Origin of the sequence: Bacillus paralicheniformis (assembly GCF_002993925.1) — a bacterium.
Classification (GTDB): Bacteria; Bacillota; Bacilli; order Bacillales; family Bacillaceae; genus Bacillus; species Bacillus paralicheniformis.
On the sequence record NZ_CP023665.1, the window covers coordinates 2,760,542 to 2,780,643 of the forward strand.

General features: G+C 44.5%; 21 protein-coding genes and 1 pseudogene. All 22 read right to left on the reverse strand.

The window, feature by feature from the left end; all coding sequences use genetic code 11:
- Nucleotides 1-36 precede the first annotated feature (36 nt).
- The 22 genes and pseudogenes from CP943_RS14045 to CP943_RS14145 all read right to left on the reverse strand — a co-directional run bounded on the left by CP943_RS14045 (nucleotide 37) and on the right by CP943_RS14145 (nucleotide 19,954).
- A complete protein-coding gene (locus tag CP943_RS14045) occupies nucleotides 37-540 on the reverse strand; it encodes a hypothetical protein (protein WP_023855233.1) in 504 nt (167 codons plus the stop codon).
- A gap of 365 nt (nucleotides 541-905) precedes the next feature.
- A pseudogene (locus CP943_RS14050) lies at nucleotides 906-1,308 on the reverse strand (hypothetical protein).
- A gap of 12 nt (nucleotides 1,309-1,320) precedes the next feature.
- Nucleotides 1,321-1,836 carry an Imm6 family immunity protein gene (locus CP943_RS14055; protein ID WP_026579285.1) on the reverse strand — a complete coding sequence of 172 codons (516 nt, stop codon included), beginning with the start codon at nucleotides 1,834-1,836 and terminating at the stop codon, nucleotides 1,321-1,323.
- 16 nt (nucleotides 1,837-1,852) lie between these two features.
- Entirely contained in the window at nucleotides 1,853-3,865 is a 2,013-nt protein-coding gene (locus CP943_RS14060) for a ribonuclease YeeF family protein (protein WP_026579284.1), read from the reverse strand.
- A 25-nt stretch (nucleotides 3,866-3,890) separates the two neighbouring features.
- Nucleotides 3,891-4,154, reverse strand: a complete 264-nt coding sequence (locus CP943_RS14065) for a YwqI/YxiC family protein (protein WP_025811144.1) — start codon at nucleotides 4,152-4,154, stop codon at nucleotides 3,891-3,893.
- Complete coding sequence (locus CP943_RS14070) at nucleotides 4,154-4,588, reverse strand: YwqH-like family protein (RefSeq protein ID WP_023855236.1); 435 nt, start codon at nucleotides 4,586-4,588, stop codon at nucleotides 4,154-4,156. Before CP943_RS14070 ends, CP943_RS14065 begins: the two co-directional genes overlap by 1 nt.
- Nucleotides 4,589-4,946: 358 nt before the next feature.
- Nucleotides 4,947-5,306, reverse strand: a complete 360-nt coding sequence (gene cccA / locus CP943_RS14075; protein ID WP_020452233.1) for a cytochrome c550 — start codon at nucleotides 5,304-5,306, stop codon at nucleotides 4,947-4,949.
- Nucleotides 5,307-5,661: 355 nt separating this feature from the next.
- Nucleotides 5,662-6,783, reverse strand: a complete 1,122-nt coding sequence (gene rpoD / locus CP943_RS14080) for an RNA polymerase sigma factor RpoD (protein ID WP_020452234.1) — start codon at nucleotides 6,781-6,783, stop codon at nucleotides 5,662-5,664.
- A 36-nt stretch (nucleotides 6,784-6,819) separates the two neighbouring features.
- Nucleotides 6,820-6,957 carry a hypothetical protein gene (locus tag CP943_RS22310; RefSeq protein WP_155266823.1) on the reverse strand — a complete coding sequence of 46 codons (138 nt, stop codon included), beginning with the start codon at nucleotides 6,955-6,957 and terminating at the stop codon, nucleotides 6,820-6,822.
- Nucleotides 6,958-6,989: 32 nt separating this feature from the next.
- Nucleotides 6,990-8,813 carry a DNA primase gene (dnaG, locus tag CP943_RS14085; RefSeq protein WP_023855237.1) on the reverse strand — a complete coding sequence of 608 codons (1,824 nt, stop codon included), beginning with the start codon at nucleotides 8,811-8,813 and terminating at the stop codon, nucleotides 6,990-6,992.
- 32 nt (nucleotides 8,814-8,845) lie between these two features.
- Nucleotides 8,846-9,337: a YaiI/YqxD family protein gene (locus tag CP943_RS14090; RefSeq protein ID WP_023855238.1), complete on the reverse strand. Its 492-nt coding sequence runs from the start codon at nucleotides 9,335-9,337 to the stop codon at nucleotides 8,846-8,848.
- Nucleotides 9,338-9,601: 264 nt separating this feature from the next.
- Nucleotides 9,602-10,414: a pyruvate, water dikinase regulatory protein gene (locus CP943_RS14095; protein WP_023855239.1), complete on the reverse strand. Its 813-nt coding sequence runs from the start codon at nucleotides 10,412-10,414 to the stop codon at nucleotides 9,602-9,604.
- Nucleotides 10,415-10,439: 25 nt separating this feature from the next.
- Entirely contained in the window at nucleotides 10,440-11,078 is a 639-nt protein-coding gene (locus CP943_RS14100; protein WP_025804968.1) for a transcriptional regulator CcpN, read from the reverse strand.
- 197 nt (nucleotides 11,079-11,275) lie between these two features.
- Nucleotides 11,276-13,315 (reverse strand): glycine--tRNA ligase subunit beta, encoded by a 2,040-nt coding sequence (glyS, locus tag CP943_RS14105; RefSeq protein ID WP_105981085.1) that lies wholly within the window; start codon nucleotides 13,313-13,315, stop codon nucleotides 11,276-11,278.
- Nucleotides 13,308-14,195 (reverse strand): glycine--tRNA ligase subunit alpha, encoded by an 888-nt coding sequence (glyQ, locus tag CP943_RS14110; protein WP_020452239.1) that lies wholly within the window; start codon nucleotides 14,193-14,195, stop codon nucleotides 13,308-13,310. The genes glyS and glyQ overlap by 8 nt, the downstream gene beginning before the upstream one ends.
- Before the next feature lie 331 nt (nucleotides 14,196-14,526).
- A complete protein-coding gene (gene recO / locus CP943_RS14115; protein ID WP_105981086.1) occupies nucleotides 14,527-15,297 on the reverse strand; it encodes a DNA repair protein RecO in 771 nt (256 codons plus the stop codon).
- A 37-nt stretch (nucleotides 15,298-15,334) separates the two neighbouring features.
- Nucleotides 15,335-15,478 (reverse strand): YqzL family protein, encoded by a 144-nt coding sequence (locus tag CP943_RS14120; protein ID WP_003183626.1) that lies wholly within the window; start codon nucleotides 15,476-15,478, stop codon nucleotides 15,335-15,337.
- A gap of 161 nt (nucleotides 15,479-15,639) precedes the next feature.
- A complete protein-coding gene (gene era / locus CP943_RS14125; RefSeq protein ID WP_023855242.1) occupies nucleotides 15,640-16,545 on the reverse strand; it encodes a GTPase Era in 906 nt (301 codons plus the stop codon).
- Nucleotides 16,526-16,936 (reverse strand): cytidine deaminase, encoded by a 411-nt coding sequence (locus tag CP943_RS14130; protein ID WP_105981087.1) that lies wholly within the window; start codon nucleotides 16,934-16,936, stop codon nucleotides 16,526-16,528. Before CP943_RS14130 ends, era begins: the two co-directional genes overlap by 20 nt.
- Nucleotides 16,937-17,068: 132 nt before the next feature.
- Nucleotides 17,069-17,449, reverse strand: coding sequence for a diacylglycerol kinase family protein (locus CP943_RS14135; protein ID WP_020452243.1), 381 nt, complete (start codon nucleotides 17,447-17,449; stop codon nucleotides 17,069-17,071).
- Nucleotides 17,427-17,903 (reverse strand): rRNA maturation RNase YbeY, encoded by a 477-nt coding sequence (ybeY, locus tag CP943_RS14140; RefSeq protein WP_020452244.1) that lies wholly within the window; start codon nucleotides 17,901-17,903, stop codon nucleotides 17,427-17,429. The genes CP943_RS14135 and ybeY overlap by 23 nt, the downstream gene beginning before the upstream one ends.
- On the reverse strand, nucleotides 17,900-19,954 hold the full coding sequence (locus tag CP943_RS14145; protein ID WP_231692479.1) for an HD family phosphohydrolase: 2,055 nt from the start codon (nucleotides 19,952-19,954) through the stop codon (nucleotides 17,900-17,902). The genes ybeY and CP943_RS14145 overlap by 4 nt, the downstream gene beginning before the upstream one ends.
- Nucleotides 19,955-20,102 lie beyond the last annotated feature (148 nt).

Below are 20,102 nucleotides of genomic sequence, written 5' to 3' on the forward strand. Positions count from 1 at the left end.
TAATCAAGACTTGAAATTGATTATATTTATTTTTTCTTATTCGTTGCTACTAGATGGGACAAAGACAATAAATTCCCCTTTAGGATATGTTCCCTTCCAACCGCAAGGCCATCCGCCTTCTTTATATATCTCAAAAACCTTTTCATAAAAATTATTTGTTTTTCCATTGACCAACCGATTTAAAGCACACATTGTGAGGTCTCCTTCAATCTCCTCATGAATATCTACATAATCAAACGGAAGAAAATTTTCAGAGTAATTTTCATAGTCACCGAAATACTCGTATAATTCATCCTGCTGAGTAGCTAAGTCTAAATCGTATATCTTTTCTACAATATTTTCAGTTCCTAATGACTTAACATTCTCCCACACTGTATCAACTTCATTTAAATCTTGTGACCAAGCAAAATTTTGCGCATCACTAAAACTATTGATTACTTGCAAATTAGGTACATTAAAGTTCTTACTGAAAAACATCTTGTTATTACGAATAAAGCTTATTACTTCTTCGACTAATGGAGTGTTCTTACCAAAATCCATTTAGATAACCACCTTTCCCATAATTCTTCAGTTGTTCCACCGCCTCTGTTCCAAATAGGGAGCTATGTGTCAGTACTTAACTATTTGCATTAGATGACTGACGGAGGTCCAGTTCAAACTGCCGACACTAAAATACAAAGGACAGTGTCCACAAGCTCTCCTGCTTGGAGCAATCATCATGCTCGTCTTCTTGTCTTTTATGTATGACAAATTGAAATATGAATAATTTTATTTCTTTTTTCAACCATTCACATTAAGAAACCTTGAAAGCTATTGCCAATCAAGGTTTCTATAAAACATATTTTACGTCCCGTCATAACCCGTACAATAAAGCCTTTCGAAAATAGGAATTACTGTTTTCTTAATCAAAATCCATGGTCAAAGTCTATTTCATACAAATCTACCCATTCTATAAAAGTCGGCATTGATTTAGTTCTAATAAACTCATTAATTATCCGGTAAGCTAAACACGATCCACATAACTGCAAGACGGAACCTTCATTGGCTCCCCACCTACTAAATGTTCCACCGTTTCTATTTCAACATTTTATTCATTGGAACTAAGTAGTCTGGATGTCTCATTATAAAGAAACCATATGGTTCATCATAGAAGAAAATTAACCATTCATCACAGCCCTCTACTTCAAGACATGAATCCCCGCTTCCTTGCTTCCAATAATCCTCGCCTTTTTCAAATACAATACTTCTTATAAAATCATCATTCGGATTTTCAATTGGTTCTTCAACCGGTCCATTATACGTGATCATATTAATACCACCTTATTTGGCAGCCTCAATATTAAGTAAAAAATCTTGAACGCTCTTCCTGGAAACTTTCCCCTTACTGTCTTTTTTCAAAAACTTCAAAAAGGCTTTTTCTTTTTGGCCTGGATTTTTAGATAATAAACTAAAGTGACTGTGAAATTCCTCAAATAACTCGTAAGAATCAATAGATTCGATGGTTTCAGGTAAATACTCATCTTTCTGATATTTATATGCTTTGTAAATTGTATAAGATATTGCATCAGCAATACATATCCAAGCATCTAGAGCATCTTCATTTGATTCAAGCTGCATTAAAGTTAAAATCCCTGTGTCATCTAAATTTTCCAGGTAAGTATAAAGATCGTCTGCTTCTATATTCTTGTGTTCAAGCCACTTCCAGCAGGCATCTAGTGCTTCTTTTATATAATTGAAATCATTTGATTGTTTTAATGTAGGAACTATCGCTTCACAAAGTCCTAAATAATATGCAGATTTTAAATCATCATTCAATTCTTCCCATTCTTGAAACATCTACTACACTCCTCAATTAAATATATTCACCATTTTTAATAACTAAATTCAATCTTCCGTTCGGCTTGATTCCTTGAATAGTCTCAGAAGTTACTTCTATCGTCAAATTAGGAAACATCTCACTAAACTGCTTAAATACTCCAGCTGGCACATTCGGATTATTTAGCCCTTGAATACAGGTTGGACAAACCCCTTTAGGATTAGATTGGTGAATTTTTAATGTTCCTGTTATTTCAGCAGGATTTTTTCCTAAAGCTTCTACTTTGCTTATAAAGTCATTTAACACGCCTTCTTCAGCATGTCTTGTTGCACTTGCGATTTTTCCTGGAGATTTGATAGGTCTATCTGGCATTACTGAGTCTAAATCAGGAAGCCCGGCTTCTTTTCTGACTTTAGGCGATCCACCCTCAAACACTAAATTTTCCAAACCTTCCACATCTGTCTTTCCAACCGCAACAGTGTCAGTTTTAGGAACATTCCATTTTTGGCGTAGAACATCTAAATCAGCTTTTCCAACATCTATTTTACTCCCAGTCCTATTGGCTCCCTTACTGACGTTCCCCCCACCACTCACCATCTTCACAATTCCAAGCTCTTTCACCGGCGTTTTCTCAACATTCATGCGGACAATCGGGGTGCCGATGCGGTGGCCTGCTGCGGAGGCCGGCTGTTCGACGTAGACGCGGACGTTTGTCGGAACTTGGAAGGATTTCACCTTTTCAAGGATGTTGTTTCCTTTTTGTACCAGCGCTGCTTTTGGCGATTTTGCGAGCGGAATATTTTTGCCGGCCGTTTTGGCCAATGTTTGAGCGCCGTGGTTTGCCGTTTTTGCTACAGCACCTGCGCCGACGAGACTCAAGGCTGCTTCGATCAGGCCTTGTTTCCGCCTCTCTTCAGAAACTTTGTTTCCAAACATGTCCTTGCCCGTGACGGCTTCTGAGAACCCATTTGAAGCGACAAGGCCGTAGGCGCCCATTTCCGTCATTTTCAAGACGTTCAACGTTTTTGAGGCTTTGTAAGCGTCAAGCGCGTGTTCAGCGGCGATGAGTCCTTTTCCTGTTTTATAAATGGCTTTGCCGCCTTTGAAGGCTCGGCCTGCCCACCCTACGATCGGAATAAATCCTGCTGCCGCCATTGCTCCGGCGGCGACACGCTGGCCGTCTGTCAGCTTTTCTCCTGTGACCGGGTCGACGCCGTCAGCGGCTCTCTTATAATCATAATACCCGCTGACTTCTCCGACAAATGTTCCGGCAGCGTCGAGCGCTTTTAAATACCAAGGCTTGTTCGCTTCTTCTTCTTGTTTTTCCTGAAGCCTGCGCGCTTCTGCCTGTTCATTTTTGAATTCAATATAATTGGCGGCTTGATTTTCGACGTCTATCGTATTTTTATAGATCTCGCTTGAGTGGAACGATTTCAAGCTAAAATACATCGGCGAGGCGGTTTTTCCGTGGCTTGTAGCTTCCATTAGCCCGGAATATTTGCCGAGCACGGCGCTGTCGAGTGCTTGTAAGTTTGTGTATTCGGTCTTGAGCGATTCATCCAGCTGATTAACGGCGTCGATGGTGTTTTGCCGAGTTGTTTGCGCTTTAGACATTTTATCAATATAATCGTCGAGCGTCCAATTGTCCAAGTCAACGATATCGCTGATGCTTGCGATGATTTTATCCATTTCCAACTTGAGCCCCGAGACGATTTCTGTCGCTTTCAAATCAGCGTTTTTCAGTTCATGATCCAAAAAAGAGATTTCCACATAAGAATCGGACAGCTTTTTGTCCGTTATATCACCCGATATACCTTTAAAAAAAGCAATCTGCGCTTCAACAAGCTTTAACCAGCTGTCTACGATCTCTGCCTGTCCTTTGTAGAAGTCTTTAATGTTGTCGGCACCTTTCCCCTGAAAATCTTCACCTAAATCAGCGACGCCAAGAAACGCTTTTTTGAGCGTCTGCAGTTGATCCTCAAAGGTTTCGTATTGTTTCTTGCGGTTATTCGCTGCTTCAATTAAAGAATGCGCTTCAAATACTTTCATTGAATTGTCCTCTCTAACCTAAGGGCTATTTTCTGGCGATTGCTTTGTCCTGCTCTTTCAGCAAATCGACATTTTCCTTCGTATCCTTTATGTTTTTGTGTACGGCTTTTTTGTAATCGGCCACCATCTGATGTATGTTCTGCTCGCGTTCGTGGCACTTTGTCACATATGTCAATTTATTTTTCCCCGCAGCTTTCGGAGGATTTGGCAGGTCTAGGGCATCGAGCGCCTCTCTTACGGCCTCCAGCTTTTTGATGACCGCTTCATGTTTCAGCTTGATTGTCGTCATTAAAACCAGCTCCAACTGTTTTTGATTGAGCGGAGTTTATCGCTCAACTGATCAACCGCTTTTTCTCCGAGAGAAAGCAAATGATCCGCCTCTTTAGCTGCCGCTCCCGCCAATTCAAGGCTGTGTTTTTCAATTTCCAGCGCGAAAATTTTTCTCTCCAGCTGTGAAATATAGCCTTCGTACTTTCCGTTCACGATGTTGTACATTGATGTATGAGCTTCATCCCGTTCGTCATCAAAATCATTGGCGAAGTCCCCCGTCCAGTGGCTGTTCAGATGAGGGTGCAAGATTTGTCTGATCTCGACAATCCCGGTTTCGTGTTCTTTCTCAATTTCCTTTTTTGCTGTTTTGACACGTTCAATCCGGCTTTCTACATCAGTCAGCTTTTGGTTAATCGTGCTGTGGATATGATTCAATGTGCTCTCATGACTCATATGATTCACCTCAAGAAATACTCAAATAGACGGATGAAAACAGTGCATCTGCTGCATTCTTTCCATTTATATAATAGTAAAATAGATGCAATCTTACTTAAATAGGGTGGATTGCTTATTTTTTCCCTTGCAAAGATGAGTGCAGTCTTCAGAAAAAGTAATAAAGACCTATTCCCGATAGACGCCGCACCGTCATAAAGGACGGAATCATGGATGCTGAAACAGTTCAAATCACCCTTTCGAGGTGACTCCTCGTCAAGCAAGATCACCCATTTACCGAAAACAGAAAAAGGATTCGCACAAAAGCTCTTATCAAAGCTTTCATTGCGAATCCTTTTGGTGATGAAACGGTTTTAACCTATTTAATCTCTGACACCCATTTTGCCATATCATCAAGCTTTTCCGCCGGAACCAGTCCTCCCGGCATTCCGTTACCGCCTTTTTCAATCTTTTCTTTAATCGCACCTGTATCCATCCGGTCTCCGACGCCCTTCAGTTTAGGTCCTGATACACCTTCATAATTCTCGCCGTGGCAGGTTACACAGTTCGCTTTGTAAATTTCTTCAGGCGAGGCATCCGCTTTGTCTTCTTGAGCTGTTTTATTCCCTTCGCCTGCAATTTCTTTTTCATCATAAAGGCCTTTTATGGATAAGATAAAAACCAGTCCTATGCCCATAATGGCGATTAATAAAAATGGTATCAATGGATTGCGGTTCATTTTACATCCCCCTTTTTAATTTACCCCTGCCCCTTATGTAAACAATTCTAATTCTACTTTAATTTTACAAAAAGTAAACCAATTATGAAACAAAAGCTGATGAAGTTCACATTTTAGACAAAATAACGGATGATGAAGCAATTGTTCATTTTCCATTTAAAGACCAGTTTTTGAATACGGTTACAACAATAATTATAAAGGGCTTTTCCTTCGATCTCAAGGTTATAATGACTCAAAATGCACTTTTGGATATTTGCAAATTCGAAAGAAATTAAGTAAAATATAATCGGGTTACCAATAATAGCGCTTTCATTCTGTCGTAAAAAAAAGAACGGATCTCCTGACCCGTTCAAGTTTATTCGAGAAAATCTTTCAAGCGTTTGCTTCTGCTTGGATGTCTTAATTTACGAAGTGCTTTAGCTTCTATTTGACGAATTCGTTCTCTTGTTACCCCAAATACCTTACCAACTTCTTCTAATGTTCTTGTACGACCATCATCAAGGCCGAAGCGAAGGCGGAGCACATTTTCTTCACGGTCTGTCAATGTATCCAGTACATCTTCAAGCTGTTCTTTCAGCAATTCATATGCTGCATGATCTGACGGAGAAGTCGCTTCCTGATCCTCAATGAAGTCTCCCAGATGTGAATCGTCCTCTTCACCGATCGGAGTCTCGAGTGAAACCGGTTCCTGGGCGATCTTTAGAATTTCACGGACTTTTTCAGGCGTCAGATCCATATCTTCCGCAATCTCTTCAGGCGTTGGCTCGCGGCCGAGATCCTGAAGGAGCTGCCTTTGAACACGAATCAGTTTGTTGATGGTTTCAACCATATGAACAGGAATCCTGATCGTTCTCGCCTGGTCGGCAATCGCTCTTGTAATCGCCTGTCTGATCCACCATGTCGCGTATGTGCTGAATTTGTATCCTTTGCGGTAGTCAAACTTTTCTACCGCCTTCATCAGGCCCATGTTTCCTTCCTGAATAAGGTCAAGGAAAAGCATTCCGCGGCCGACATACCGTTTTGCGATGCTGACGACAAGTCTCAAGTTGGCTTCAGCCAGACGGCGCTTCGACTCTTCGTCGCCTTCTTCGATTTTTTTCGCGTATTCGATTTCTTCTTTTGCAGACAAAAGGTTTACCCGTCCGATTTCTTTCAGATACATGCGGACAGGGTCGTTTATCTTAACGCCCGGAGGCACGCTTAAATCGTTAAGGTCAAATTCTTCTTCGGCCTTGGCCAGCTGTTGAATATTAGGATCCTCATTTTCTTCGTTCTCGCTAATTAATTCAACGCCTTGTTCTCCTAAAAATTCATAATACTCATCCATTTGGTCTGATTCGATCTCGAAGCTGGACATGCGCTCTGCAATTTCTTCATATGTGAGCACTCCGCGCTTTTTTCCGGCTTCTGTTAATTGATCCCTCACCTGTTCAAATGTGAATTCAGTTTCGGTCTCGTGTGCTTGTTTATCAGCCATTCATGGATCCCTCCTTCCAAAACTTACAGACGAATTCTAAAAGCATCCCGCTTTTTTTGTTCCTATTTCACGAATAAAGCCTTCTCTCTCATCTAGGGCTTCACGGGAAAGCAAATCATAAATTGACAATATATGATTAGGACAAGCAGCTTTTGCTCCTCCGTTAGGATTCATTGCCAAAAGCTTTTCCTATTATATATAACGGTTTATTTCAGCGAACGGTTCAGCTTAACAATTTCCTGTGCCAAAGTTGCCGCTTTGATGAAGTCTTTTTGCCTCTCGGCTTCCGCCCTTGCAGCTTCTTTTTCTTTTATCATTGACCAATTTCGATAATTCAACACTTTTTTTACATAATCAGATAATTCCGCTTCACTTAATTCTTCGTTCACCTGAAGCATTAAGATATCTGTCAGAAGCTGACCGAGTTCCTGATCCTCAACTCTCTTAAAGAGCTCCTGGATGGAAATGTCCGCTCCTTCTTCATACATGGCGTACAAATAAGCGGCAATCGCGCGGTGCTGATCAAGGTTGAATTCAAAGCCCACCCGGTCTAAAACCTTTCGAATGACGTCCCGGTCATGAATCATGTGAGCCAGGAGCATCCGCTCCGCGTTCTCATGAGCCGGCCGAAGACCTGTCTTTCTCCGCGGGGCGCGCGAAACGGCCGCCTGCCGCTCTTTTGAGTCCTGACGGCTGCTTTCCCTGCTGCGGCTTACAGCCTGCTTTTCAAATACGGAAAGCTGATCCTTCAAGGATTCAAATGAGATTGAAAATTCATTTGCCAGCTGTTTGACGTATATTTCCTGTTCCAAAGGTCCGCTGAGAAGGCTGACTTCCTTCAGTACATCGTTGATATAAGCTAAACGGTCTCCTTCATCAGACAGGTTTCTGCCCTTGCGGAAATAGTTCATTTTAAACGTCATCATCGTAACGCTGGCCCCTATTACATCATTCTTAAATTTCTCGCTTCCGAATTTTTTGATGTAGTCATCGGGATCCAGCCCGTCAGGTATCATGGCCACCTTGACGTCGCAGCCTTTTTTCTGAAGAATCTCCGCCGCTTTCAGCGTGGCTTCATAACCGGCATGATCCGAGTCATAGCACAGTATGACCTCTCCGACATTTCGCCTGATGATTTTCGCATGCTCTTCTGTCAGCGATGTGCCCATCGTGGCGATCGATTCTTTCACACCGGAACTGACGGCTGAGATGACGTCGGCAAATCCTTCAAAAAGGACGGCCCTCTCTTCTTTTCGAATGTGAAGGCGGGCCTGATGGAAATGATAGAGAAGCTTGCTTTTTCGAAAAAGCGGCGTTTCCGGGCTGTTCATATATTTTGGCTGCTCCCCGGTGAACGTCCTTCCGGAAAAAGCGACCGTTGCGCCGTGATGATCATGAATCGGAAACATAATCCTGTTTCTGAAACGGTCAAAATAGCCGTCACCGTTCTCGCGTCTGATGATGAGTCCAGCTCTTTCCATCAGCGCAAGATCAAAACCTCTCCGTTCCAAAAACTTTGTGATGAAATCCCATGAATCAAGGGCGCATCCGATTTCAAACTGCTCGATCTGCTCCATCTCAAAGCCTCTTTCGAGCAAATAATCGAGCGCTTCCTGGCCTTCCTTTGTATTGACCAGCAAATGATGATAAAATTTCTTTAACAGATCATGAGCTTCCGCCATTTTCTGTTCATCCGAACTGCCTGTGCTGTATGCTGATACAGCCGCTACCTGCTCCGGCAGATCTATTTGATATTTGTCCGCCAGGTGAGAGACGGCCTCCGTAAATGAATAACCTTCCATTTGTCTTAAAAATGAAAAAACATTCCCTCCCGCTCCGCAGCCAAAACAATGAAAAATCTGTTTTTCTCCGGAAACGGAAAAAGATGGCGTATTCTCACCATGAAAAGGACAAAGCCCAAAATAATTACGCCCCTGTTTTCTCAACTGGACGTACTCTCCGATAACTTCTACGATATCAGCTGATTTTTGCACCTGTTCTACAATTTCGTCTGGTATACGATTGCCCATGTTCCAACACTCCGTCGTACATAATTCGCTGCTTAGTACGTAAATCCTTCAATTTTCGACAAGATTTTTTGCAGCTCTTTGACAAATCGCTCTCGGTCTTCCTTGACCAGTTTTTTCGGGCCTTTCGTGTAACGTCCGCTTCTTCTCAATTTTTGTGCGACGTGACGGCGGAAAAGAGCATGATCGATGGAGTCCTCTTCGAAAAGATAGCCTCTCTCCGACATCACATAGACCTTTTTGCCAAGCAAAAGTGATGCCAGCCCGATATCTTGTGTGACGACGACATCACCTGGTCGAACATGGTTGGCAATGTACAGATCGGCTGCTTCTTTATGCGGATCGACATATGTCCAATTCTCTTCTTCTTTCCTTGTGACTTGAAAATGCTCGAATGAAGCCACGAATATGACCTTTACGTCGAAATCCGCCGCTGTTTTGAGCACTTCATCTTTCACCGGGCATGCGTCTGCATCGACAAAAATCGTCCTTTCTTTTTCAAGAAGACTAATTCTCCATCCCTCCATCAATCTCCTGCTATAAATACAGGCAAAATCACACAGGTTTCAAAAATAATCGATCTATAAGAATTTGTCGAAAGTTTTTTTCGGGAAATTCTTGACACGATACCCATAATAGTTTATTCGTTCTGTACTAAGCTTAAACCTAAAAGTTAATTATTTTATCACAATTTTTTATTATAATACAAATGGGTTAAAGATGCTAACATTTTCACTTTTCCCAAAACCATCAAAGCAAAAACCCAGGATGGGGTGTCCTGAGTTTTATTCTTAGACCCTTTTTGTCATCATGTTGTGAATAATGTTGGCCGTTTCCTCTACCGCTTTATTTGATACGTCTACGACATTGCAGCCGATGCGGCCGACGATCTTTTCAAAGAACTCCAGCTCTTCTTTGATGCGGTTGATATTAGCGTAAATCGCTTTGTCGTTGAGGCCGAGCGATTTCAGGCGCTCCTTGCGAATATGGTTCAGCTTATCCGGGCTGATTTTTAACCCGATGCATTTAGCCGGATCAACGGTAAAGAGCTCTTCGGGAGGATCCACCTCAGGAACGATCGGAACGTTTGCCACTTTTAACCGTTTGTGCGCCAAGTATTGGGATAACGGAGTTTTGGACGTTCTCGACACGCCGATCAGCACGATATCCGCTTTTAAGATGCCCCTTGGGTCTCTGCCGTCGTCATATTTTACGGCAAATTCGATGGCCTCTACCTTCTTAAAATAATCTTCGTCCAGCTGCCGGACTCTGCCCGGCTCGTATTTCGCGCTGAAGCCGTAGACCGTCTCCATTTTCTCAATCAGCGGGCCGATGATATCGTAATACACGACATTCGCCTTTTCCGCTTCGGCGATTAAAAAATCACGAATCTCCGGGACAACAAGCGTAAAACAGATGATGCCTCCGTCCGCTTCTGCCAGCGAGATCACTTCTTTTATTGTTCCGCGGTCTTCGACATAAGGAATCCGCCTGATGTTTGTCTGCTCGGATGAACCGTTAAACTGGCTGATAGCCGCCTTGACTACGAGCTCAGCGGTCTCGCCGACAGAGTCTGATACAACATAAATCGTCCGATTACTCATGATATCCCTCCATTTGAAGTTCACTCTACATGATTTCATTTTCAGATAAGCCGACTAAAATTTTTGTCATGTTCGTTTTCGTAATTCTTCCCACAACTTCATAGCCTTTTTCTGTATCTTTTACAACAGGCAGTGCGTCAATTTGTTTTTCGATAAGCATCTTGGCAATGTCCAAAATGAAATCGTCGCGCCTGCAAAGCGTAATGTTCGGCATTCTCGTCATAATGATATGGACGGGTATTGAAGGGAGCTCCTGTTTGCCGATGCTGGCTCTGAGCAAGTCTTTTCGTGAAAGTACACCGACTAAGATGGCATTATCATCAACGACAAAAAGCGTTCCTACGTCCTCTAAAAACATCGTGCAAATCGCATCATAAACGGAGACATTTTCATGAATGACCACCGGAATGGACTGGAAGTCTTTCACCTGCAGCTTTTTCAGCTTATCAGCCAAGAGCTGCGTGCCCGTCTTTCCCGTGTAGAAATAACCGACCCGCGGCCTTGCTTCCAAAAATCCTGACATCGTCAATATCGCCAAGTCCGGACGAAGCGTAGCCCTTGTCAGATTCAGCTTTTCCGCGATATGTTCTCCGGTAATCGGTCCGTTCTCTTTGACAATCTGCAAAATATGCTCCTGACGTTTATTTAGTTCGATCGTACTCACCACCTTTAAGCCGAAGCTCACAATTCGTTCGTTATGTATAAAAGTCGATAACATATTATAACGCATATGAAGACTAAAATAACAGCAATTACAATTGAATTCTATGAAAAAGACAGGCACAATTTGACAAGGATGTGAAAAATCAATTTGAGCAAAAAGACGATTGCCAGCTTGTCAGCAACCGTCTTCTGCGGTGTTTATTTTACAATGATGGCATTGATGTTTGCAAAAGATCGGATCAGCTCCGCCAGGCTTGCCATTTGCGCCAGGCGGTTCGCTTTTAATCTTTCATCTTCGGCATGGACCATCGTGTGATCAAAATAAGCTTCGATCGGCTCTTTTAGCTTGGACAGCTCACTGAAGGCTCCCTCATAATCTTTTGCTTGGTAAAGGGTCTCTAATTGCTGTCTGCACGCCTCATAAGCTTTGAAAAGCTCCTCTTCTTGAGGGTTTTCAAACAGTGACGCGTCAATGGCGTTCGTTTCGCTCTTTTTGCTGATCGAAATAACCCTTGCCAGCGCTTCAGCCGTTTCTTTAAATTCCGGTTTTGCTGCAGCCGATTCAAGAACAGCGGCTTTTTTGACAGCCGAATACGGCTCAAGGTTCGAGCTTTCGAGCACGGCATCCACCACATCGTAGCGGATGTTTTCCGCTGTTAATACGTATTTGAGGCGCTGTTTAAAGAATTCGAGCAGTTCGCTGTTTGCTTCCTGTCCGGCAAACGCAGCCAGTTCTTTGAATGAAATGCCCCAGTTCCGGTCAAGCAGGATTTGGACGATGCCGCTCGCCTGTCTTCTTAGTCCATACGGATCCTGAGATCCTGTCGGAATAACGCCGATTTTAAAGAATGAAGCGACCGTATCGAGTTTATCCGCTAATGCGACGACGGCGCCGACGATTGATGAAGGTGTTTCCCCTCCGGCTTGTCTCGGCATATAGTGCTCATTGACAGCGAGCGCCACTTCTTCTTTCTCCCCGAGCATCCGCGCATATTTTTCACCCATGATGCCCTGCAGCTCAGGAAATTCGTAAACCATGTGTGTCACAAGGTCGAATTTTGAAATGTGCGAAGCGCGCTTGATCAGCTGCACCGTCTCTTGATCCGCACCGATGATTTCAGCGATCCGTTCAGCAACCGCCTCAGTGCGTCTTACTTTGTCTCCAAGCGATCCCAGTTCTTCGTGGAAAACGATCTTTTCGAGTTTTTTCACATTCTCGTCAATGTTTAATTTTTGATCTTCTTTATAGAAGAAGGCGGCGTCTGAAAGCCTTGCTCTCAGTACTTTTTCGTTCCCTCTCGCCACGTTTTCAAGGGCGCGGCTGTCTCCGTTGCGGACGGTCACAAAGTAAGGAAGCAAATCGCCGTTTTTATCTTTGACAGGGAAATAGCGCTGATGCTCTTTCATCGTTGTCACGAGCACCTCTTCAGGAATTGCGAGAAATTCCTCTTCGTAAGAACCGAACAGAACCGTTGGATATTCAACCAGATGGGTAACCTCATCCAGCAGATCCTCGTCTCTCGGAATGTCCCAGGACTTTTCAGCCGCCAGTTCGTCAAGCTGCTTAACGATCAGCTGCTTCCGTTTGTCCGGATCGGCAATCACAAACTGGCTTTCAAGTGCCGCTTCGTATTCAGAAGGTGCGCTCAAGCTGGCTGCTTTTCCGAGGAAGCGGTGTCCCTGTGTTGTGCGGCCGGTTTCGACATGAGCGACTGAAAACGGAACGACTTCACTGCCGAACAGCGCTACGATCCATTTAATCGGCCTGATGTATTTCAAATCTTCGCTGCCCCAGCGCATGTTTTTTGGAAAGTGGAGGCTTGTCACCAAGTCGCCGAGCTCAGGAAGTAATGAAAACGTATCCTGACCTTTTTGGAATTTTTGCACAAAAACATATTCCGTTCCTTTGATGTCTTTAAAATACAAATCTTCCGGACTTGCTCCTTGCCCCCGTGAAAAGCCGATGGCCGCCTTTGTCCATTCGCCGTTTTCGTCAAGGGCGATTTTCTTTGCCGGTCCTTTCGCTTCTTCTGTCACATCGTCCTGCTTCTCCGCCACGTTCTCGACAAGAACGGCCAGTCTTCTAGGGGAGTTATACAGCTTGACGGAACCGAAGGCAATATTTTTTTCCTTGAGCCAGCTTTCCAGTTTTTCACCAAGCTGAGTCATGCTGTCATGCATGAAGCGCGCCGGCATTTCTTCTAATCCGATTTCTAAAAGCAAATCTTGATTACTCATGTGAAGCCTCTTCCTCCTTCAGCATTGGGAAACCCAACTTTTCGCGTTCATCATAATACGTTTTCGCCACTTTTCTGGCCAGATTTCTCACCCTTGCAATATATCCTGTGCGCTCCGTGACGGAAATCGCTCCTTTTGCGTCAAGCAAGTTGAACGTATGCGAGCATTTCAGTACATAATCATAAGCAGGATGGACAAGTCCCTGATCCATCTGACGGTTCGCTTCTTTTTCGTACGTGGCAAACAATTCGAACAGCATGTCGACGTCAGATGTCTCGAACGTATAGACGGAATGCTCGTATTCAGCCATCTTGAACAGGTCTTTTATCGTATAGCCTTTCGTCCATTCGAGGTCAAAGACGTTTTCTTTGTCTTGAATATAAGAAGCAAGGCGTTCAATACCGTATGTGATTTCCACAGAAACCGGTTTGCACTCAAGCCCGCCGACCTGCTGAAAATAGGTAAACTGGGTGATTTCCATGCCGTCAAGCCACACTTCCCAGCCAAGCCCGGCGCAGCCGAGCGACGGATTTTCCCAGTTATCCTCGACAAAACGGATATCATGCTCCAGAGGGTCGATTCCAAGAGCTTTTAATGAATCTAAATAAAGCTCTTGAATATTGTCGGGAGACGGCTTAATGATCACCTGGAATTGATGGTGCTGATAAAGCCTGTTCGGGTTGTCCCCGTATCTTCCGTCCGCAGGGCGTCTTGACGGCTCCACATAAGCGACTTTCCAAGGTTCAGGTCCAAGGCTCCGCAAAAATGTATATGGACTCATCGTTCCTGCACCCTTCTCTACATCATACGACTGCAAAAGTACGCATCCTTCATTGGACCAGTGCTTTTGCAGGGTCAGAATCATTTCTTGAATATTCAAATGAAGCACCTCCATAAAACGTGTTTTCAAGTTTAATTTTTGGCATAGGGCTGGTTTGGGCAGAAAAAAACTCCCGTCCCTATGCTTGTTTGCCCACAAACATAGGGACGAGAGTTCTCCCGCGGTTCCACCCTAATTGCTGAGAGGAAATGTCTCAGCCTCTTTTTTAAAAGTTGCTCAGGGAATGCCTTTCATTACGCTCTCATCCCCGGCTTTCACCGCCCCGGAGTCGCTTCAATGAGGCCGTGCGCAATTACTTCTTTCCGTCAACGCAACGTCATTATTGAATCCAATCTTCATGACATGATCTTATAAAAAGATGAAGAGGTTGTCAACTTTTGTTTTCATCGCCCAGCATCTTTTTCATATTGTCCATTTGTTCCATGAAGCGCCGCGATTTCAGGTAGATCCCTGAGTACTCGTCATAGTACGTCTGTATGACCCTTTTCAGCTCATCCTTTGTCTCCTGTTTGACCGAGACATTTCCGAGCCTTGACAAGTCAAAATAAAAAAACAGCCTCAACAGCCTGGCGGATGCGGGAGTCAGCGGTATCCTGTATGGATCTTTCGCAAAACAGCGGTGGCAGATAAAGCCGTTGTCGCGGATCGAAAAATGAAATGTGCCGTCTTTGCTTTTGCAGTGTACACATTCATCCAGCTCCGGATACAGCCCCATCACGCTGAGCATTTTAACTTCGATAAGGTTGGCGATAATGTCGGGATCTGTACCGTCATCGAGCCTCCTCATCGACTGAAGAAGCAGCTCAAATAAAAACGGATTCGGTTTCTTTTCCTCCGTTCCCTTGTCGATTAATTCAGTGATGTAGGCCGCGTATGCTGTTAAAAACAGATCCTCGCGTATATGCCTCATGCTTTCGATCATCTCGCCCTGCTCCAATGTGCCGAGACCGGATGATTTGCGGAATAAAAAAGAAGCATAAAGGAACGGCTGGGAAATCGCTGACAAGCGGCTGTTCGGCTTTTTGGCGCCCCTTGCCAGCACACCGATTTTCCCGTGTTCTCTCGTCAACAGCGTAATGATTTTATTTGTTTCACCATAGTCGTTTGTACGAAGGACGATACCTTCACATTTCGTCAGCATATGTGCACCATCCAAAAATTGGAGGGGTCAAGCATGATCACAAAATTGGAAAGTCAATTTGCGCTAGCTCTTCTTCAAGTACTTCGGGTCTTTCCAGGTTCTCCTTTTCCAATTCTTTAAAAAGGAGGTACGTGTCTACGCTTCCTGTTTGTGAAAATACATTCCAAGTAAAATTCAACATAAAAAGCCCCACCTTTCTGTTTATAACTAGCTTTTTAAACATCCAAATTCTTAAGATTATCTTGACCTTGTATCCTCCATTTCATGTTAAACAATTTTTTCTAATATATCTTTGATTTCGAGAGATTTTGTCACGACTAAACCGCGGTCAAGCTCTGTCCGTTAATACTCGTCTTCTCTAAATCCAAAATCACGAAGCTGAGACATCTTGTTGCGCCAGTCTTTCTGCACTTTAACCCACAGCTCTAAAAACACCGATGATCCGAGCAGCGCCTCGATATCGGTTCTTGCCCGCTTGCCGATTTCTTTAAGCAGGCTGCCTCTTTTTCCGATGACGATCCCTTTTTGTGAATCGCGTTCGACGACGATGGTCGCGCTCACATACACAGAACCGTTTTCCCGTTCTTGAATGGACTCGATCGAGACCGCAATGCTGTGAGGGATCTCTTCCCTTGTCAGATGCAGCACTTTTTCCCGAATCAGCTCAGAAATGATAAATCGCTCCGGATGATCGGTCACCTGGTCACTCGGGTAAAACTGCGGACCTTCCGGCAAATAATCTTCAATTTGCTTTAAAAGCGTATCGATATTATTTCCCTCAAGGGCGGAGATCGGAACGATTTCCTGAAACGGATACCTGGTTCTGTACTCATCGATAAGCACAAGAAGCTCATCCGGATGAATCCGGTCGATTTTGTTGACGATCAAAAATACCGGCGTCTTGACTCCTTTTAAGCGCTCGATGATAAATTCGTCGCCTTTTCCGTAGCCTTCCTCCGCATTGATCATAAACAAGATCAAGTCGACTTCCTTTAAAGTGTTCTGCGCCACCTTCATCATAAAATCGCCCAATTTATGCTTCGGTTTATGAATGCCCGGCGTATCGATAAAAATCGTCTGGGATGTATCGGTTGTCAGCACACCTTGCACTTTGTTTCTTGTTGTTTGCGGTTTGTCGCTCATGATGGCGATTTTTTGGCCGATCACGCGATTCAAAAATGTAGATTTTCCTACGTTTGGTCGTCCGATAATGGAGACAAATCCTGATTTAAAGCTTTCCTGTGTCATGTAAGTCCTCCGATGAAAATGCTCCTGGCAGTAATTCTTGAACCGTCATTTCTTTGATTTGGCCATTCAGATTGGTTAAGATGACAGGCATGTTTGGTGAACAAAGTTCAGAAATCACCTGTCTGCACGCTCCGCACGGCGACACCGGACCCGGCGTATCCGCAGCGACGGCAAGCATCTTAAACGATTTTTCCCCTTCCGAGTAAGCCTTGAACAACGCTGTCCGCTCGGCGCAGTTGCACAGGCTGTATGCAGCATTTTCAATGTTGCAGCCTTTGTACACCTTGCCGTCCTCAGTCAAAAGGGCAGCGCCGACTTTGAATTTCGAATACGGAACATATGCAAATTCCCTTGCTTTTAAAGCTTCTGCAATCAATTCTTGTTTAATCAATGTGTGTATTCCTTCCTATAGCGGTTATGGTACCGCTAACACTTTTATTTTACATAAAAATGGCTTCTTTTTCACGCCCAAATCACAAATGTAAAATTTTTGTAAGAATTGCGCACAATGAAAGGCACGGCATCAAAACAATTTTGACAAAAAGATGAGTAACCCAATCATACACGAAACGGCCGCAAACACGCAAACCGCCCCGGCCGCCGCGTCCTTTGCCGCCTTTGCAAGCGGGTGGTTCTCTTTTGTGAAAAGATCGATCGTATGCTCCACAGCCGTATTCATCAGCTCCAAGGCAAGCATTCCGCCGATCAGGATCAAGATGATGGACCATTCGATCAGAGTCAGCCTGAAGAAAAAGCCGCAGACGATCACAAGGATGGCGGCCCCGGAATGAATTCTAAAATTGCGCTCCGACATGAACGTCTTGACTATTCCTGTTAAGGCGTTTGAAAAACTCCATTTCAGACGGCGCCATTCATTTTGTTTATGAGGATCTTGAGAGCCCATATCGATTCAAAATGTCCTTTTGCTTAGTGAACATCTCTTTTTCCTCTTCTTCTGTCATATGGTCATAGCCGAGGAGGTGCAAGAAGCCGTGAACCGTCAGAAAACCCAGCTCCCTCATCAGTGAATGCCCGTATTCTTCGGCCTGTTCCCGTGCTTTATCAGCGCTGATGATGATATCTCCGAGAACGGGCGGCATGTCAGCGCCGATAATTTCAATCTCTCCTTCGCCGTCTTCTTCAAGGGCAAATGAAATGACATCAGTCGGATAATCTTTGCCTCTGTACTCTTTGTTGATTTTTTGGATCTCTTCATTGTTGACGATCGTAACCGAAACTTCGGCGCCGTCTGCGACGCCTTCCTCTGCCGCTGCGAATTGAAGAATTTTCTCAATTTCAGCAAGCTGGTCTTCAGGGACCCGTCCGGTCTCGTCTGTGATATCTAGAATTAAACTCATGTGTGTTTCACCTTCTGTTTAGGATTAGCTTCCGGATATTCGATCCGGGAATGAAAAATACCTTTCAGCGTTTCGCAGAGCGTCTTCGCGATAATATTGAGCTCTTTTAAAGTCAAATCGCATTCGTCAAACTGCCCGTCCTGCAGCTTATCTGATATGATCCCGCGCACCAGCTTTTCAATCCTTTCGGGATTCGGGTTATGCATTGAGCGGACGGCTGCTTCGACACTGTCGGCCACCGAGATGATCGCCGCCTCTTTTGTCTGGGGCTTAGGGCCAGGATAGCGGAACTCTTCTTCAGTCGTCTGATCGCCTTTTTCTTTCGCCTTATAGTAAAAAAACTTGAGCAGCGATGTGCCGTGATGCTGTTCGGCGATGTCGACAAGCTCCTTCGGCATTTTATGATCCCTCAGCATATCGGCGCCGTCTGTCGCATGGGCAATGATGATGTTTTTGCTCAGCTGCGGAGAAAGCTTGTCATGCGGATTATCAATATTCATTTGGTTTTCTATAAAGTATTGGGGCCGCTTTGTCTTGCCGATATCATGGTAATAGGCTCCGACTCTTGCCAAAAGCCCGTTTGCTCCGACAGCTTCACATGCCGCCTCCGATAAGTTCGCGACCATAACGCTGTGATGGTATGTGCCGGGTGTTTCCGTCAGAATTTTGCGGAGCAGCGGATGATTCGGGTTTGAAAGCTCGAGAAGCTTCATCGTGGACAGAATCCCAAAGCCGCTTTCAAAAAACGGCATGAACCCGAGAACAAGAACTGACGATCCGATGCCGGACACCGCTCCCATGACAAGGTATGTCCCCATCTCAAGTCCGGTTTGAGCCGTGTTTTGAATCAGCTGCAGGGTAAACAGGACGACGATGTTGATCAGGGAGACAAACAAACCGGCCTGGAGGATTTTCGCCCTCGCATTATGCTTCCCTAAAAACAGTATACCCGCCATCGAGCTGATCAAGAAATACGTTCCGATTCCATAGTTAAACGTGCCTGTCACACCCTGGTTAAACATCATGCTTCCGCAAATGGAAAGGATCATGCTTGACAGGATCGCCAGCCTTTCATTGATCAGCAGTTTAATGAGCATCACGCCCATCGCAATCGGTACGAGATAGCCGATATGGCCGATTTCAAGCTGCTGAAACAGGCTGATCACTTCCATGACGATTAAAACGATCGCTGTAATCAATGAAAACAGCATGAGCGACTTATTTTTCGGAATCCGGCTGCTGTACTGCCTTTCGAAATAGTAAACCAAAGCTGAGATGAAAAGCGCGATTAAAAGCAGCAGTCCGCCGACAGGCTTGAAGATGTTGGCTCCGCTTAAGAGTCCTGTCAGTTCAAGCTTTCGATAGACTTCCCTGTCGATCAGCTGATTTTCCTCAACAAGTATCTGCCCCTGCTTGATCTGCACCTGCTGCACGCTGTCAGCCGCTTCCTGACGCTTCTGCTCCGTCTTGTCAGGATCGTATACATAGTTGGGAATGATTGCAAAGCGTCCGATTTCATCGGCGGCGTTTTTTAATTTTGAAGGTATTGAATTACCCTTCAGCTCTTTCGTTACATGCTCTTTCGCTTCATCAAGCTTGCCGGCGCGGATTTCTTTGCTCATCACGTCATTGACGGCGGTGATGACCGAATCCTGTGTCATGGAAAGCTCTCCGTCGCTGGCCTTCAGCAGGTGTTTGATTGAATCCTGCGACAGCGAGTCCGTCACATCTGAAGTCAGCTTTTCTTCGACAGATTTGATCTGGTCTTTTTCAGATGGGGCCTGCTTGTCTTTTTTCTCTTGTTCTGCGCTTTCTTTTTTCACTTCTTTAATGATGTCGAAAATTGATGAGACAAGGTCGACCCTGTTGTCAGAGTACTCTTTTTTCAAGGTGTACTGGTCGGGAACTTCCTCTCTCGCTTCCTGCTTTTTATTAGCCGTTGCCTTTTGATCTTCGACTGTTGCCGGCGCATAGATCGTATTCTCGCTGATCGAAAATAAATCGAGGTCGAGGGACTCGGGCCTCACATGGAAAAACAGCAGGATGAACATTAGCGCGGATAAAGCCGCATAAAGAATGACGGGGAGGAAGCGGCCGTTTTCCAAGCGGATGGGCCGAAACTTTCCGTCTCTTTTTTTCTTTTTCAACAAAAGCACCTCTTTTCCCGCGGGAAACTAAAAAATGACCCGATAACGGGCG